Consider the following 13,148-nt stretch of genomic DNA (forward strand, 5'->3'; position numbering starts at 1 on the left):
CGGTTGTATGGTTTCGGCCAGCATAGAACGCGCGCAGGCGGAGGCTCCCTTCCCGATAGGGCATGGCGTTTTCGTGGCCGTTGCCGGTCCTTCCGGCGCGGGCAAGGATTCCGTAATGGACTACGCCAGGGGGCGGCTTGGCTCCCATTCCGACGATATCGTCTTCATACGGCGAATTATCACGCGGCCCATGGAGCCGGGCTCGGAAGTCCACGACACGCTGGACGATGACGCTTTCGCCAAGGCCGAGGCTGAAGGGCGTTTCGCGGCATCGTGGCGCGCCAACGGGCTGGCCTACGGCATTCCCGCCGAAGCCGATGACATCGTGCGTTCCGGGCGCGTGGTCGTCGCGAACGTGTCCCGCGGCGCCATGGGTGCGCTGCGCGGGCGGTATCATCACTTCCTGCCGGTGATCGTGACCGCGCCTCCCGCCATCCTCGCCGAACGTCTTTCGGCGCGCGGCCGCGAGAGCCGCGAAGAGGTGCTGGCCCGGCTTGAGCGGGCAGCAGACCGGTCGCTGCAGGTGCGCGATGCCGTGGTGATCGAGAATTCCGGTCCGCTTGAAGAAGCCGGCGAAAAGTTTCTGGAGGTCCTGCGCAAGGCGGCGGCGTGGAGCGACGTGTGTGATATGGTCTGATCCGATTCAGCTTGGAGACAGACCGCCGCATGATCCCGAAAGCCGAACTGCACTGCCATATCGAAGGGGCAGCCGCGCCAGAGCTCGTTCTGCGGCAGGCGGAAAAATATGGTGCCGATGTTTCCGCCTTCATCCGCGAGGGCGCCTATCACTGGCATGACTTCACGAGTTTCCTGAAAGCCTATGACGGTGCGGCCGGTCTCTTCCGCACACCGGAAGATTACGCCCTCCTGGCCGAGACATATCTGTGTGAGCTTGCCGGCCAGGGCGCCATCTACGCCGAATTCTTCACCTCGCCCGATCACGCCGAACGCATAGATCTGTCCGCCCGATCCTATACGGAAGGGCTGGCCGAGGGCATGCGCCGCGCGCGCGAAACGACCGGCATCGAGGCCCGCATGATCGTAACCGGCGTGCGTCATGTCGGCGTTGAGGCTGTGGAGAAGGCAGCCCTGTTCGCGGCGCAATGCGGCCACCCGCTCGTCACCGGTTTCGGAATGGCCGGCGACGAGCGCATCGGCCATTCGCGCGATTTTGCACGCGCCTTCGATATCGCTCGTGAGGCGGGGCTGGGCGTCACCGTGCATGCCGGCGAATTCGGCGGTCCCGAGAGCGTCGAGGCGGCGCTGGATACGCTGCGGCCCGCGCGCATCGGCCACGGCGTGCGCGCAATCGAGAAACCTGCGCTGGTCGAAAGGCTGTCGGCAGAAGGCGTTGTTCTGGAGATATGCCCCGTCTCCAACATGGTGCTGGGCGTATTTCCCGATTTGGCCGGCCACCCGTTTCCCGCCCTGTATGATGCAGGATGCAAGGTCACGCTCAACTCCGACGACCCTCCGCATTTCCGCACCAGCCTCGGCTATGAATATGAAGTCGCGTCGCGGCATTTCGGGCTGGATGAGGAGGCGCTTGCCGGCATCACACGCACCGCGGTGGAAGCCGCCTTCGTGGACGAGCCGACCCGGTCGGCGCTTTTGACACGGGTCGTGCAGCCGGCGGTCCTTTCGGGATAAGTGCCCTCGGAGGATCGGCGCTACAAAGCTGTGGCCACCCCTTTCAGGCTATGGCCACCGCGCCGATGGCGAGGCTAGTATCCTCACGTCACGCACTTTGCAGTCGGGTTAGGATCACCTGATGTCCCCAGGGGTGCGGAAGACAAGCCGACCGCAGCCGGAGAAAGCCAATGCAGGGCGTCACCATCGTCGATCACCCGCTTGTCCAGCACAAGCTCACCATCATGCGCGACAAGGAGACCTCGACGGCCGGGTTCCGCCGGCTCCTGCGTGAGATATCGCTCCTGCTTTGCTACGAGGTGACGCGCGATCTCGAGATGACCACGCGGGTGATCGAGACGCCGATCATGGAGATGAAGGCGCCCACGCTGGAGGGCAAGAAGCTGGTATTCGCCTCGGTTCTACGAGCCGGCAACGGCCTGCTCGATGGCATGTTGGACCTGGTGCCGGCGGCGCGAGTGGCGCATGTGGGCCTTTACCGCGACCACGAAACGCTGGAGGCGGTGGAATACTTCTTCAAGGCCCCGTCCGATCTGGAAGACCGGCTGGTGATCGTGGTCGATCCGATGCTGGCGACTGCCAATTCGGCCATTGCCGCAGTGGACAGGCTCAAGGGGCGGGGCGCCACCAATCTGCGCTTCCTGTGCCTGCTGGCGGCGCCCGAAGGGGTCGAACGCTTTCGCAAAGCCCACCCGGACGTGCCGATCTTCACGGCGGCCGTCGACGAAAAGCTTAACGAAAAGGGCTATATCGTGCCTGGTCTGGGCGATGCGGGCGACCGCATGTACGGCACCAAGTAAACCCGCTTAAAGGCGCGTTAACCAACAGCCGAGCCTCCCGTGGCCCGTTAAACGGGCGGTGACACATCGCAGCCAACATGCCCGCGCGAACAAAGGGCTGGATCATGCTGCGCAAGTTCATCCTGGCGGGTGCGTTCATCGGCGTCGTCGTGGCGCTGCCCGCCATACATGTCGAGAATCCGGAACTGCTTGGCCAGCTGGTTCGCCATGCCTATGAACGGGCCACGCCCCAGGCCGAGCCGACCAAGCTGACCGTGACCCTGGATCGGGCCGAGACCGCGCCCGGAACCGAGACCCTCCTGGGCAAGCGTGTGCGCATCCCCGCCGATGCGCAAGGCCACTACGAGGCTGAGTTCAAGCTGAACGGTCGCCGCGTCGATGCGCTGGTAGACACCGGCGCGACCTTCGTTGCGATAAATCAATCCACGGCCCGGCGGATCGGCCTGAAGCTTGCCCGCTCCGACTTTCGCTACAAGGTCAACACCGCCAATGGCGAGGCGGCCGCCGCCGCCGCAGAGATCGCCAGCCTGCAGATCGGCCGCATCCATGTCGGCAATGTGCAGGCCGTGATCCTGGAAGACAAGGCTCTCGACGGGGCGTTGATCGGGCTCAGCTTCCTCAACCGCCTGGCCAGCTTTCAGATGCAGAACGGCGCCCTGCTTCTGGAGCAGTAGACGGCTGCTCGGCGCGACTGTCTTGCCAAAACCGGCAAATCACGTTTAGATGGTTGAAAGTTCCGAAGACGGGGCGATCTGGTTTGGCCAGCGTGGAAGCCGACGATATGCAAGGCATGGAAGGACCGGTTCCCTTCTTCTTTGGGGGCAGGCTGTGCCTCGATTTCGTCAACACCGTCAACAGCCGGTCGTGCCCGGCGACAAAGGACTATCTCCCCGACTATTCTTCGCTCGCCGGCTGGTGCCGGCAGACGGGCGCGCTCGACGCGCCGGTACTGTCCGGTCTTGAAGCCCATGCTGCCAGCGAACCGGCCGCTGCCGCCGCCGCCCACGGGGAAGCGGTCGCGCTGCGGGAAGCGCTATATCGGGTGTTCCGCGCGGTAATCGCCGGCTCGCACTCTCCGCCGCCGGACCTCGCGCTGCTCAATCAATGGCTGCGCGAGGCGCGTTCGCGGCAGGTGCTGGCCGAGCAGGCTGCCGGTTTTGAATGGCGCTGGGAACACCTGCGCCGGGAGTTGCGCGCGCCGCTGATGGCCGTTGCCGTTTCGGCCGGAGCGCTGCTTTGCGACGACCTGAAGCGCCTCAAGGACTGTCCGGGGCCGGAGGGCTGCGGCTGGCTCTTCTACGACGGAACCAAGAACAATTCGCGCCGCTGGTGCAGCATGGACCATTGCGGAGGCGCGGCCAAAGCGCGCCGCTACGCCGCCCGCCATGGCGGCGCCGTATCGGACCGGAAATCGGAAGCAGGGTGATGATCGGAAACTGGAACGAGAAGAAGGTGCTGGCGGTTGCGGTGGGCTTGGTCGCAATCCTGTTCGCCATCGGCTGGCTGTCGCGGGAAGACCCCTCGCATCAACCCTATCTGAAGATCATGGGCGGCGGCTTCGTGTTCAACTACCGCAACGCCGAAGTGTTCTATGGTTTCACCGCGCAGGTCGTGCGGCCCTTGGCTAGCGGCTCCATCATCGAGGCGAGCTTTGAGGATCCCGGGGGAGGCGGGCCGCACCAGGCGTCGGAACGCGTCAGCCCCATGACCGACCGCTACTCCCTTCGCTCACCGCCCGTTCGCGGGGTCGAAGCCGGCAAGCCCTACAAGGTTGTGATCAGTGTATACGATCGCCAGCGGGAGAAGCTGATCTGGCGGACGGAGCGCAGCTACAAGAGCCAGATCAGCGACAAGGTCGTGCCCGACGCGCCCCTGACCGTCGGCCCCGGCTATCATCTCAATCCGGAACCGGCGGCAAGGCCAGGCGGCTGAGAGCGTCCTAGCGATAGCCGCACGATGCCATCTGAGAGGCGTAGGTGCGGGCCATGCTGGCGGTCTTTGCCGCGGCATTCTTCATGCCTGCACTGTTCTTCCACGTCCCGCGCGCATAGCCGCCATGTCCGGCATAATAGGCAAGGTAAAGATTGTAGGCGTCGTTGAGCGCTATACCGTTCGTCCGGTTGCTCTTGTTGTGATACCAGCCGATGAACCGGACGGCATCGCCGAAATCCGCTCGCCTCGCCGAATAGCGCCCCGTTTCCCGCTTGTACTCGGCCCATGTTCCATCCAGCGCCTGGGCATAGCCGTAGGCCGTGGAAGCACGCTTTCCGGGAATGAAACCGAGGATCTTCCGGCGCGGCGGCCGGGCGCGGGCGCGAAAGCCCGACTCCTTGTAGACCGTCGCCATCAAAATAGGCACGGGAACGCCGTATTCGCGCTCCACGCTCTTGGCCTGCCGGTACCAATTGTTGAACCAGCCGTCCTTCTGGCTGAAGATGGAGCAGGCATTCGCCGTTCCCGAAGGCGCCGACGCGCATCCTCCCAAGACCAGCATCAGAACGATAAATACGGCACGCATGGCGGGACTCCGAACCTGCTACACCACCCACCGCCTCACGAGCCGAGTCCTCGCTGGATTTGATTGAAATTTTATTAATCGGCAACGCGCCATGGATGCGCGCAGCAGCATGTCAGGCCGGCCGCGGCCGTGACTGACGCCCTGAAATGTATTCGAACGGAAGGAAAAATGGTGGAGCCAAGCGGGATCGAACCGCTGACCTCTTGCATGCCATGCAAGCGCTCTCCCAGCTGAGCTATGGCCCCACACGTCGGCCACAAGGGCCGATGCCGTTTCCGGCTTAGAGGTCTGCCGCCCGTTACCGGGCGACTGTGATGGCGGCTTCTAAACCCGCCCGTCCTGTAAATCAAGCCCGCCTGATGCCCGAGGGCTGGAATTTTCGCTCGGCATCGGCGGCAGGCTCAAGGCGCCGATCAGCTTTCCTCGTCGTCTTCGCCGACGCCGATGATTCCCTTCACGTCGTCGTCTTCCTCTTCCTCATCCGCGAGGAAGGTGTCGTCGTCGTCATCGTCAAGTTCCACCTCGTCCTCGTCATCGAGGTCGGGCAGGTCGTCGCCGCTGCCCTTGGTCTCCTCATCGGCGTCTTCGAGCGAGACGATCTCCGGACCTTCTTCGGAGTCGACTTCCTTTTCCTCGATCTCTTCCTCTTCCTCGACCAGGAAATCTCCGCCGGCTTCGAAATAGCTGCGCGGATAGGACTGGCCTGTATAGGGCGAGACGATCGGGTCCCGGTTCAGATCATAGAACTTGCGGCCCGTTTCGGGGCAGATGCGTTTTGTGCCAAGTTGCGGTTTAGCCACCGTGGTGCCTCATCGTCTTCACGGACCGGTTCGACCGCCCATTCAGGGGCCGTTTCCGGGGAAAAAGTCTAACGCGATTTCGGACCCCATAACCACAGATCGCGCCCCTGTCAAAGCCTATTGAGGCTTGGCCCCGGATGGGCGGCGGCAGGCGGCCCGCGGCGGGGGATGACCGGGCCCGGTCGGCATGCTAGAGGCTGTGCCGTTCCCCGAGCAACCTGCGTCCGAGAGCCTCATGAACGATCATCCCAAGCCGCAGCCCGCGACCAGCCGGAAGAGCGGCCCCCTTTTCGGCAAGGCCCGACTTCCCGGCGACAAATCCATCTCCCACCGCGCCTTCATGTTTGGCGGGCTGGCCTCGGGGGAAACCCGCATCACCGGCCTTCTCGAAGGCGAGGACGTATTGCGCACGGGTGAAGCGATGAAGGCAATGGGCGCCCGGATAGAGCGGAACGGGGCCGAATGGGTGATCCAGGGAACGGGGAATGGCTGTCTCCTGGAGCCGGCGGAGCCGCTGGATTTCGGCAATGCAGGCACCGGCGTGCGTCTGACCATGGGATTGGTCGGGACCTACGACATGAAAACGCACTTCCTCGGCGATCCGTCCCTATCGAAGCGCCCGATGGGCCGTGTGCTCGATCCACTGCGCGAGATGGGAACCCAGGTGCTGAAGGCCGAGCCTGGCGATCGGCTCCCGATCACTCTGCAGGGGCCGCAGCGCGCCGCCCCCATCAGCTATCGCGTGCCGATGCCGTCGGCGCAGGTAAAGTCCGCCGTGCTTCTGGCCGCCCTCAACACGCCCGGCGTGACCACCGTGATCGAGCCGGTGATGACCCGCGACCATACCGAAAAGATGCTCGCGGGCTTCGGCGCGGCGCTGGAGGTGGAGACAGACACCGAAGGCATGCGCCACATCCGCATCGAGGGGCAGGGCAGGCTCCAGGGGCAGGTGATTGCCGTGCCGGGCGACCCCTCCTCCGCCGGGTTCCCGCTGGTGGCGGCGCTGATCGTGCCCGGCTCGGACATCACCATCGAGAATGTGCTGATGAACCCGACCCGCACGGGCCTCATCCTGACACTGCAGGAGATGGGCGCGGACATCGAGCTCATGAACAGGCGCAGTGCCGGTGGCGAGGACGTGGCCGACCTGCGCGTGCGGTCTTCCGAGCTTAAGGGCGTGCGGGTTCCGCCGGAACGCGCGCCGTCGATGATCGACGAGTATCCGGTCTTGGCCGTCGCGGCATCCTTCGCCGAAGGCGAGACGCTGATGGAGGGGCTGGAAGAACTGCGGGTGAAGGAATCGGACCGCCTGTCCGCCGTGGCCAACGGCCTCAAGGCCAATGGCGTGGACTGCACGGAGGGCGAAACCACGCTCAGCGTGCGCGGCGCACCGGAGGGCAGGGGCCTGGGCGGCGGCACGGTCGAAACCCACCTTGACCATCGCATCGCCATGAGCTTCCTGATTCTGGGGTTGGCGACCGCGAAGCCGGTCACCGTCGACGATCGCGCCATGATCGCCACCAGCTTCCCCGAATTCATGAGGCTGATGACCGATCTCGGAGCCGAGATCGAATAGGAGAACGCTATGGGTAGCGAAAAAACGGCGATGATCGTTGGCGGCGGAAGCGGCATGGGAGCCGAAGCCGCACGCAAGCTTTCCGCCGATGGCTATCAGGTCGCCATCCTGTCCTCCTCCGGCAAGGGTGAGGCGCTCGCGAACGAGTTGGGCGGCCTGGGCTTCACCGGCTCCAACCGGAATCCGGACGATCTGAAGCGCTTCGTCGACATGACAGTGGAGCGTTTCGGCCGCATCGACGCGCTCATCAACGGAGCGGGTCACGGGCCAAAAGGCCCGGTGCTGGAGATCTCCGACGAAGATTGGCATATCGGCATGGAGACGTATCTGCTCAACGTCATCCGTGCGACACGGCTGGTGACGCCGGTCATGCTGGCGCAGGGATCGGGCTCGATCGTCAACATATCCACCTATGCGACGTTCGAGCCGGAGGAGATGTTTCCTACCTCGGGTGTTTTCCGCGCCGGGCTGGCGGCGTTCACCAAGCTCTTCTGCGACAGATATGCGGTCCGCAATCTGCGCATGAACAACGTCCTTCCCGGCTTCATCGATTCCCTGCCGGAAAAAGAGGACCGTCGCTCGCGCATCCCCATGGGTCGCTACGGATCGGCGGACGAGGTCGCCGAGCTTATCTTGTTCCTGGCTTCCGAAAAGTCGGCCTACATCACCGGCCAGAACATCCGCATAGACGGCGGCATTACGAGGTCCGTGTGAGCGGCCCCCAAAAGATCATGGCCATCGCCATCGATGGCCCTGCTGCCTCGGGCAAGGGCACGCTGGCACGTCGGCTGGCGGCGAAATACGGACTTCACCACCTGGATACCGGCCTCACATATCGGGCCGTGGCCAAGGCTCTTCTCGACAAGGGCCTTCCGCTGGACGACGAGGCCGTGGCCGAGCGCGAGGCAAGGACGCTCGATCTCTCCAGGTTGGACCGCGAGCTGCTTTCGACCCACGAGGTCGGCGAGGCGGCATCCAGGGTGGCGGTGATGCCGGGCGTGCGCCGGGCGCTGGTGGAAAAGCAGCGCGCATTTGCCGCCATGCCGCCCGGCGCGATCCTCGATGGGCGGGACATCGGCACGGTGGTTTGCCCCGATGCACCGGTGAAGCTCTACGTGACGGCGAGCGCGGCCGTGCGCGCCGAGCGGCGCTGGAAGGAGGTCGTGGAGCAGGGCGGCAGGGCCGAATATGCGCAGATTCTGGCCGATGTGGAGCGCCGCGACGCGCGCGATATGGGCCGCGCCGACAGCCCGCTGCGGCCGGCGGACGACGCGCACTTGCTAGATACGAGCGAAATGGATATAGAGACCGCGTTTCAGGCCGCTTGCGCTTATATAGACGCCGCATTTGGCCGCTGAGACGAAAACCGGCCTGCCAAGCATCCTTATGCGCCGGAAAAGCCGCGAAAGCGGCCAGAGCAGACTGCTCGGGTGCCCGGCGGGCCACATGCAACACGAACCACCGGCGCCAGCCCCTCCAAAAGGGGTGTTTCAGGAGCATCAATGTCACAATTTAATCCGACTCGCGACGATTTCGCGAGCCTTCTCGAAGAATCCTTCTCCGAGCGCGACGCGGGCGAAGGGTCCGTCGTCAAGGGCGTCATCACGGCCATCGAAAAAGACATGGCCATCATCGATGTCGGCCTCAAGGTCGAAGGGCGCGTGCCGCTGAAGGAATTCGGCGCCAAGGCCAAGGACGGCCAGATGAAGGTGGGCGACGAGGTCGAGGTCTACGTCGAACGCATCGAGAATGCGCTCGGCGAGGCCATGCTCAGCCGTGAGAAGGCGCGCCGCGAGGAGAGCTGGGTCAAGCTCGAAGAGAAGTTCAACAATGGCGAGCGCGTCGAAGGCGTGATCTTCAATCAGGTCAAGGGCGGCTTCACTGTCGATCTCGACGGCGCCGTCGCCTTCCTGCCGCGCAGCCAGGTGGACATCCGTCCGATCCGCGATGTATCGCCGCTCATGCACACGCCGCAGCCTTTCGAGATCCTCAAGATGGACAAGCGCCGCGGCAACATCGTCGTCTCGCGCCGTACCGTGCTCGAAGAGAGCCGGGCCGAGCAGCGCTCGGAGATCGTGCAGAACCTCGAAGAGGGCCAGGTGGTCGAGGGCATGGTCAAGAACATCACCGATTACGGTGCGTTCGTCGACCTCGGCGGCATCGACGGCCTGCTGCATGTCACCGACATGGCATGGCGCCGCGTCAACCATCCGACCGAAATCCTCAATATCGGCCAGACGGTGAAGGTGCAGATCATCCGCATCAACCAGGAGACGCACCGCATCTCGCTCGGTATGAAGCAGCTCGAGGCCGACCCGTGGGAAGGCATCGGCGGCAAGTACCCGCTGGGCAAGAAGGTCACCGGCCGCGTTACCAACATCACCGACTACGGCGCCTTCGTGGAGCTGGAGCCGGGCATCGAGGGCCTCATCCACGTCTCCGAGATGTCCTGGACCAAGAAGAACGTGCACCCCGGCAAGATCCTGTCCACCACGCAGGAAGTCGAGGTCGTCGTTCTCGAGGTCGATCCGGTCAAGCGCCGCATCTCGCTCGGCCTCAAGCAGACGCTGGAGAACCCGTGGGAAGCCTTCGCGCGCACCCATCCGGCCGGTACGGTGGTCGAGGGCGAGGTCAAGAACAAGACCGAATTCGGCCTGTTCATCGGCCTGGAAGGCGATGTGGACGGCATGGTGCACCTGTCCGATCTCGATTGGTCGCGTCCCGGCGAGCAGGTGATCGAGGAGTACAACCGCGGGGACGTGGTTCAGGCGCAGGTTCTCGACGTGGATGTCGAGAAAGAGCGCATTTCGCTCGGCATCAAGCAGCTCGGCCGCGATTCGGTCGGCGAGGCGGCGGCCTCCGGTGATCTGCGCAAGGGCGCCGTGGTGACCTGCGAAGTCACGGGCGTGAAGGATGGCGGCCTCGAGGTTCGCCTGGTCGATCACGATGTCGAATCCTTCATCAAGCGCTCCGACCTGTCGCGTGATCGCGACGAGCAGCGCCCGGAGCGCTTCTCCGTCGGCCAAAAGGTCGATGCCCGCGTCACCATGTTCGACAAGAAGACGAGACGCCTCAATGTCTCGATCAAGGCGCTGGAAATAGCCGAGGAGAAGGAAGCGGTCGCTCAGTTCGGCTCCACCGACTCCGGCGCTTCGCTCGGCGACATCCTGGGCGCTGCGCTCAAGAAGCAGGGCGGCGACGAGGAATAGTCGAATACCGCACTGACCATTGCATCAAGGCCCCGCCGGAGCGATCCGGCGGGGTTTTGTTTGGTTCGGGTGCGGGATCGCGCTCGCCGGCATAAGGGCTAGGAGGCATTCCCGGCTGGCCTGCCTGGAACGATAGTCGTCTCCTGGGTACTAGTGCGAGCGCTTCGCAAGATATTGCGGGGAGAAAGCCCGCATCAGCGCAAGAAATCCCTTTCTGAGGACGTCCGAGCGCGCACGGTTCGCCTGATGGGCGTAGCGCTGCAGTCCGGCGCTGGAGCCGGCACCTATGGTGTAGTGAGACATTTCAGAGCCTCCTTGATGTCCGCGAGCGGCCGGGCCTGCGCCAGCGATCGCTTGCGCCGACCAGTTTTATCGCCGTCAACCTGGTGAATAGAAAGGTATCCCGGCTCACCTCGGTCCGGTGTCCGTGTGCCCAATATAGTTCGGCAGGATACGCACACAACATAAATGATTTTCCTCGTTGTGTGAAATATAGTAACACACCCATATGAGCCGCCGTCTGCCGAACCTGAATGCCGTCCGCGCCTTCGATGCCGCAGCCCGGCACCAGAGCTTTTCGCGCGCGGCTGATGAACTCGGCGTTACGCATGCCTCGATCAGCCGCTATGTGAAGAATCTGGAGGCGGAGCTCGGCGTACTCCTGTTCGAACGCCGGCATCGGCAGGTCGCATTGACGGCGGCGGGATCGCGCTATGCGCAGATCGTTGCCGACGGGCTGATGCTGATTTCGCTCGATACGGGCACCAAGGTGGCGCGGAACGCGAAAGGGAGGGTGGTCGTCGAGGCCGATTCTGACCTTGCATTGCTGTGGCTCATGCCTCTGTTGGACAAGAATGCGCTGGATACGCTCGGTATAGAACTAGAATTGCGCTCCTACGCCGAACCGCCGCGCACCATCGCTCCGGATGCGGATCTGGCCCTCACCTGGGGGCCGATGGATGTGCCGGGCTTTTCCCGTGAACTTTTCCTGGATTTCACGTCTTTTCCGGTCTGTGCCCCCGATCAGGCCGAGCAGGTAATTGATCGTGGACTGGAGGCGCAGACACTTATCCACGACCGCGCGCTGAATGGTTGGGACGAGACGCTGAAACGTAGTGGAGCCAGTCTGGATGCCGCCAGCGGCTACCTGATGTTTCACCGGACCTATCTCTGTCTTGACGCCGCCGCAAGGGGAGTGGGAGTCGCGATCGGCGATGATGTCACGGCGGGCGCGATGCTGCGTCAGGGCAGGCTGGTCCGGCCCTGCGGCCCAAACCTCCCCGGCCGCAAATCATTCTATCTCTCCTCCAGTTCGCGCCGGCCGAGCCGGCCTGCTGTTGAGGCGATGCGCTCCTGGCTGCTGAGCCGCGCAACGGAACATGCCGAATGGGCGAAGCAGGAGGGCTTGTCGCCATCGGCGTAGATCGCTGCCGCCTGGCGGCCAGATCGCTTCGGGAGCGGCAACGCTACTGCAAGCGTGTGTGCGCGAGGATGATCTACCTGCTTACGAAATCGATAGTTTCCTCACCAGTGCGGTGGCTTGGTCACCGGCACGTCCGGCGCCGTCTGCTCCTCCAGCGCCAGGAAGCGCTCGGTGAGCCTGTCGAGCTTCTTTTGCAGAAGGTCCACGGTCTTCCATTGCTCGGCGAGCCCGGCGGAAAGCTCCTCGATGGTCTTTTCCTGCTCGGCGACCAGCATTTCCAGTTTTTCGAGCCGTTTCTCGCTCATGTGGCGATTGTCTCCAGTAGCGCGCGCAATCCGGGCGCAAGTGCCTGAGGGCGGCGGCTTTCGCGGTCCACATAGACATGCACGAAGAAGCCCTCGGCCGCCGCCGTCTCTTCCTCATTGCGGAACAGCGCGACCTCGTAGCGCACCGAGCTCCTGCCCAGATGCGCCACACGCAATCCCGCGGTCACCGCGTCCGGAAATGCCATTTCGGCGAAATAGCGGCAGCCCGTCTCCACCACCAGGCCGATCTGCTCTCCCCTGCCGATATCGAGAACGCCGCTCTCGATCAGCCAGCCGTTAACCGCCGTGTCGAACAGGGAATAGTGCACGACATTGTTCATGTGGCCATAAATGTCGTTGTCCATCCATCGTGTCGGGATGGTCCGAAAGGCCCGATAGGACGCGCGATTGGAAGGGGCGGGACGGTCGATCATGCCGGCGATCCAGACATGCCGCTTCGCATGAGGGGCGCTGCCGATCCTGCGAAGCTGAAAGAGCGTGGCAGGATGGCGGAGAGAGAGGGATTCGAACCCTCGATACGGTTTCCCGTATACACGCGTTCCAGGCGTGCGCCTTCAACCACTCGGCCACCTCTCCGCATACCGTCCGCTGCTAGGCAGGCCCGACGGCTGGAACATCGAACGATGTCCGGGCTCATCTAGTCGAAATGTTGCTTAATGCCAAGACGTGGGGAGCGCTTTTCCGGCGCCGGGCAAAATTAGCTGCCTATCAAATCCTCGTGTGAAGATTGCCACCGCGTCCTGCCGGGCCTATCTCAGGGGGGCTGGAGGCGGGCGGGCGGTATTCCGCGGCGCCGCCGGCGATAAAGGCCGGCCTTTCCGGGCGGATGAGATGACGGGAGAATGT

At 63.8% G+C, this 13,148-nt stretch carries 16 protein-coding genes and 2 tRNA genes; 11 read left to right on the forward strand and 7 right to left on the reverse strand.

The genetic code is table 11. The annotated features are described in order from the left end of the window. The first annotated feature begins 7 nt into the window (after positions 1-7). The 6 genes from phnN (at position 8) to NTH_RS10700 (ending at position 4,382) form a co-directional block, all read left to right on the forward strand. Positions 8-637, forward strand: a complete 630-nt coding sequence (phnN, locus tag NTH_RS10675) for a phosphonate metabolism protein/1,5-bisphosphokinase (PRPP-forming) PhnN (RefSeq protein ID WP_338530002.1) — start codon at positions 8-10, stop codon at positions 635-637. Positions 638-666: 29 nt separating this feature from the next. Beyond that, positions 667-1,650: an adenosine deaminase gene (locus NTH_RS10680; protein WP_338530003.1), complete on the forward strand. Its 984-nt coding sequence runs from the start codon at positions 667-669 to the stop codon at positions 1,648-1,650. A gap of 170 nt (positions 1,651-1,820) precedes the next feature. Then, positions 1,821-2,450: a uracil phosphoribosyltransferase gene (gene upp / locus NTH_RS10685; protein WP_338530004.1), complete on the forward strand. Its 630-nt coding sequence runs from the start codon at positions 1,821-1,823 to the stop codon at positions 2,448-2,450. A gap of 77 nt (positions 2,451-2,527) precedes the next feature. After that, on the forward strand, positions 2,528-3,124 hold the full coding sequence (locus NTH_RS10690) for a retropepsin-like aspartic protease family protein (protein ID WP_338530005.1): 597 nt from the start codon (positions 2,528-2,530) through the stop codon (positions 3,122-3,124). Between the two features lie 107 nt (positions 3,125-3,231). Then, positions 3,232-3,876, forward strand: coding sequence for a CGNR zinc finger domain-containing protein (locus NTH_RS10695; protein WP_338530006.1), 645 nt, complete (start codon positions 3,232-3,234; stop codon positions 3,874-3,876). Next, positions 3,876-4,382 (forward strand): hypothetical protein, encoded by a 507-nt coding sequence (locus tag NTH_RS10700; protein WP_338530007.1) that lies wholly within the window; start codon positions 3,876-3,878, stop codon positions 4,380-4,382. Before NTH_RS10695 ends, NTH_RS10700 begins: the two co-directional genes overlap by 1 nt. Before the next feature lie 7 nt (positions 4,383-4,389). On the opposite strand, the gene NTH_RS10705 is transcribed toward NTH_RS10700, so the two are convergent. From NTH_RS10705 to NTH_RS10715, 3 genes are all read right to left on the reverse strand, one after another. Next, on the reverse strand, positions 4,390-4,968 hold the full coding sequence (locus tag NTH_RS10705; RefSeq protein WP_338530008.1) for a hypothetical protein: 579 nt from the start codon (positions 4,966-4,968) through the stop codon (positions 4,390-4,392). A gap of 169 nt (positions 4,969-5,137) precedes the next feature. Further along, a tRNA-Ala gene (locus NTH_RS10710) sits at positions 5,138-5,213 on the reverse strand. Between the two features lie 168 nt (positions 5,214-5,381). After that, positions 5,382-5,768 (reverse strand): TIGR02300 family protein, encoded by a 387-nt coding sequence (locus NTH_RS10715; protein WP_338530009.1) that lies wholly within the window; start codon positions 5,766-5,768, stop codon positions 5,382-5,384. Between the two features lie 235 nt (positions 5,769-6,003). Between NTH_RS10715 and aroA the strand changes: the two genes are divergently transcribed. The 4 genes from aroA to rpsA all read left to right on the forward strand — a co-directional run bounded on the left by aroA (position 6,004) and on the right by rpsA (position 10,553). Further along, a complete protein-coding gene (gene aroA, locus NTH_RS10720) occupies positions 6,004-7,344 on the forward strand; it encodes a 3-phosphoshikimate 1-carboxyvinyltransferase (RefSeq protein WP_338530010.1) in 1,341 nt (446 codons plus the stop codon). A gap of 9 nt (positions 7,345-7,353) precedes the next feature. Next, on the forward strand, positions 7,354-8,058 hold the full coding sequence (locus NTH_RS10725) for an SDR family oxidoreductase (RefSeq protein WP_338530011.1): 705 nt from the start codon (positions 7,354-7,356) through the stop codon (positions 8,056-8,058). A gap of 17 nt (positions 8,059-8,075) precedes the next feature. Further along, positions 8,076-8,702 (forward strand): (d)CMP kinase, encoded by a 627-nt coding sequence (gene cmk, locus NTH_RS10730; protein WP_338531870.1) that lies wholly within the window; start codon positions 8,076-8,078, stop codon positions 8,700-8,702. A gap of 144 nt (positions 8,703-8,846) precedes the next feature. Then, positions 8,847-10,553, forward strand: a complete 1,707-nt coding sequence (rpsA, locus tag NTH_RS10735) for a 30S ribosomal protein S1 (RefSeq protein ID WP_338530012.1) — start codon at positions 8,847-8,849, stop codon at positions 10,551-10,553. Positions 10,554-10,703: 150 nt separating this feature from the next. Here rpsA and NTH_RS10740 read toward each other — a convergent pair whose 3' ends face one another. Continuing rightward, complete coding sequence (locus tag NTH_RS10740; protein ID WP_338530013.1) at positions 10,704-10,856, reverse strand: hypothetical protein; 153 nt, start codon at positions 10,854-10,856, stop codon at positions 10,704-10,706. Positions 10,857-11,061: 205 nt separating this feature from the next. On the opposite strand from NTH_RS10740, the gene NTH_RS10745 reads away from it, so the two are divergent. Then, complete coding sequence (locus tag NTH_RS10745) at positions 11,062-11,976, forward strand: LysR family transcriptional regulator (protein WP_338530014.1); 915 nt, start codon at positions 11,062-11,064, stop codon at positions 11,974-11,976. A 101-nt stretch (positions 11,977-12,077) separates the two neighbouring features. Here NTH_RS10745 and NTH_RS10750 read toward each other — a convergent pair whose 3' ends face one another. From NTH_RS10750 to NTH_RS10760, 3 genes are all read right to left on the reverse strand, one after another. Further along, entirely contained in the window at positions 12,078-12,281 is a 204-nt protein-coding gene (locus NTH_RS10750) for a SlyX family protein (RefSeq protein ID WP_338530015.1), read from the reverse strand. Then, positions 12,278-12,715, reverse strand: a complete 438-nt coding sequence (locus tag NTH_RS10755; RefSeq protein WP_338530016.1) for an acyl-CoA thioesterase — start codon at positions 12,713-12,715, stop codon at positions 12,278-12,280. Before NTH_RS10755 ends, NTH_RS10750 begins: the two co-directional genes overlap by 4 nt. A 73-nt stretch (positions 12,716-12,788) precedes the next feature. Then, positions 12,789-12,878: transfer RNA gene (locus NTH_RS10760), tRNA-Ser, on the reverse strand. Between the last annotated feature and the right edge of the window lie 270 nt (positions 12,879-13,148).

This window comes from Nitratireductor thuwali (assembly GCF_036621415.1).
Taxonomy (GTDB): Bacteria; Pseudomonadota; Alphaproteobacteria; order Rhizobiales; family Rhizobiaceae; genus Chelativorans; species Chelativorans thuwali.

Coding starts and splice junctions, on each gene's coding strand:
- rpsA (WP_338530012.1), top strand. CDS start 8,847: ATGTCACAATTTAATCCGACTCGCGACGATTTCGCGAGCCTTCTCGAA.
- NTH_RS10705 (WP_338530008.1), bottom strand. CDS start 4,968: ATGCGTGCCGTATTTATCGTTCTGATGCTGGTCTTGGGAGGATGCGCG.
- phnN (WP_338530002.1), top strand. CDS start 8: ATGGTTTCGGCCAGCATAGAACGCGCGCAGGCGGAGGCTCCCTTCCCG.
- NTH_RS10695 (WP_338530006.1), top strand. CDS start 3,232: ATGCAAGGCATGGAAGGACCGGTTCCCTTCTTCTTTGGGGGCAGGCTG.
- NTH_RS10690 (WP_338530005.1), top strand. CDS start 2,528: ATGCCCGCGCGAACAAAGGGCTGGATCATGCTGCGCAAGTTCATCCTG.
- upp (WP_338530004.1), top strand. CDS start 1,821: ATGCAGGGCGTCACCATCGTCGATCACCCGCTTGTCCAGCACAAGCTC.
- NTH_RS10755 (WP_338530016.1), bottom strand. CDS start 12,715: ATGATCGACCGTCCCGCCCCTTCCAATCGCGCGTCCTATCGGGCCTTT.
- NTH_RS10745 (WP_338530014.1), top strand. CDS start 11,062: ATGAGCCGCCGTCTGCCGAACCTGAATGCCGTCCGCGCCTTCGATGCC.
- NTH_RS10700 (WP_338530007.1), top strand. CDS start 3,876: ATGATCGGAAACTGGAACGAGAAGAAGGTGCTGGCGGTTGCGGTGGGC.
- NTH_RS10725 (WP_338530011.1), top strand. CDS start 7,354: ATGGGTAGCGAAAAAACGGCGATGATCGTTGGCGGCGGAAGCGGCATG.
- cmk (WP_338531870.1), top strand. CDS start 8,076: ATGGCCATCGCCATCGATGGCCCTGCTGCCTCGGGCAAGGGCACGCTG.
- NTH_RS10750 (WP_338530015.1), bottom strand. CDS start 12,281: ATGAGCGAGAAACGGCTCGAAAAACTGGAAATGCTGGTCGCCGAGCAG.
- aroA (WP_338530010.1), top strand. CDS start 6,004: ATGAACGATCATCCCAAGCCGCAGCCCGCGACCAGCCGGAAGAGCGGC.
- NTH_RS10740 (WP_338530013.1), bottom strand. CDS start 10,856: ATGTCTCACTACACCATAGGTGCCGGCTCCAGCGCCGGACTGCAGCGC.
- NTH_RS10680 (WP_338530003.1), top strand. CDS start 667: ATGATCCCGAAAGCCGAACTGCACTGCCATATCGAAGGGGCAGCCGCG.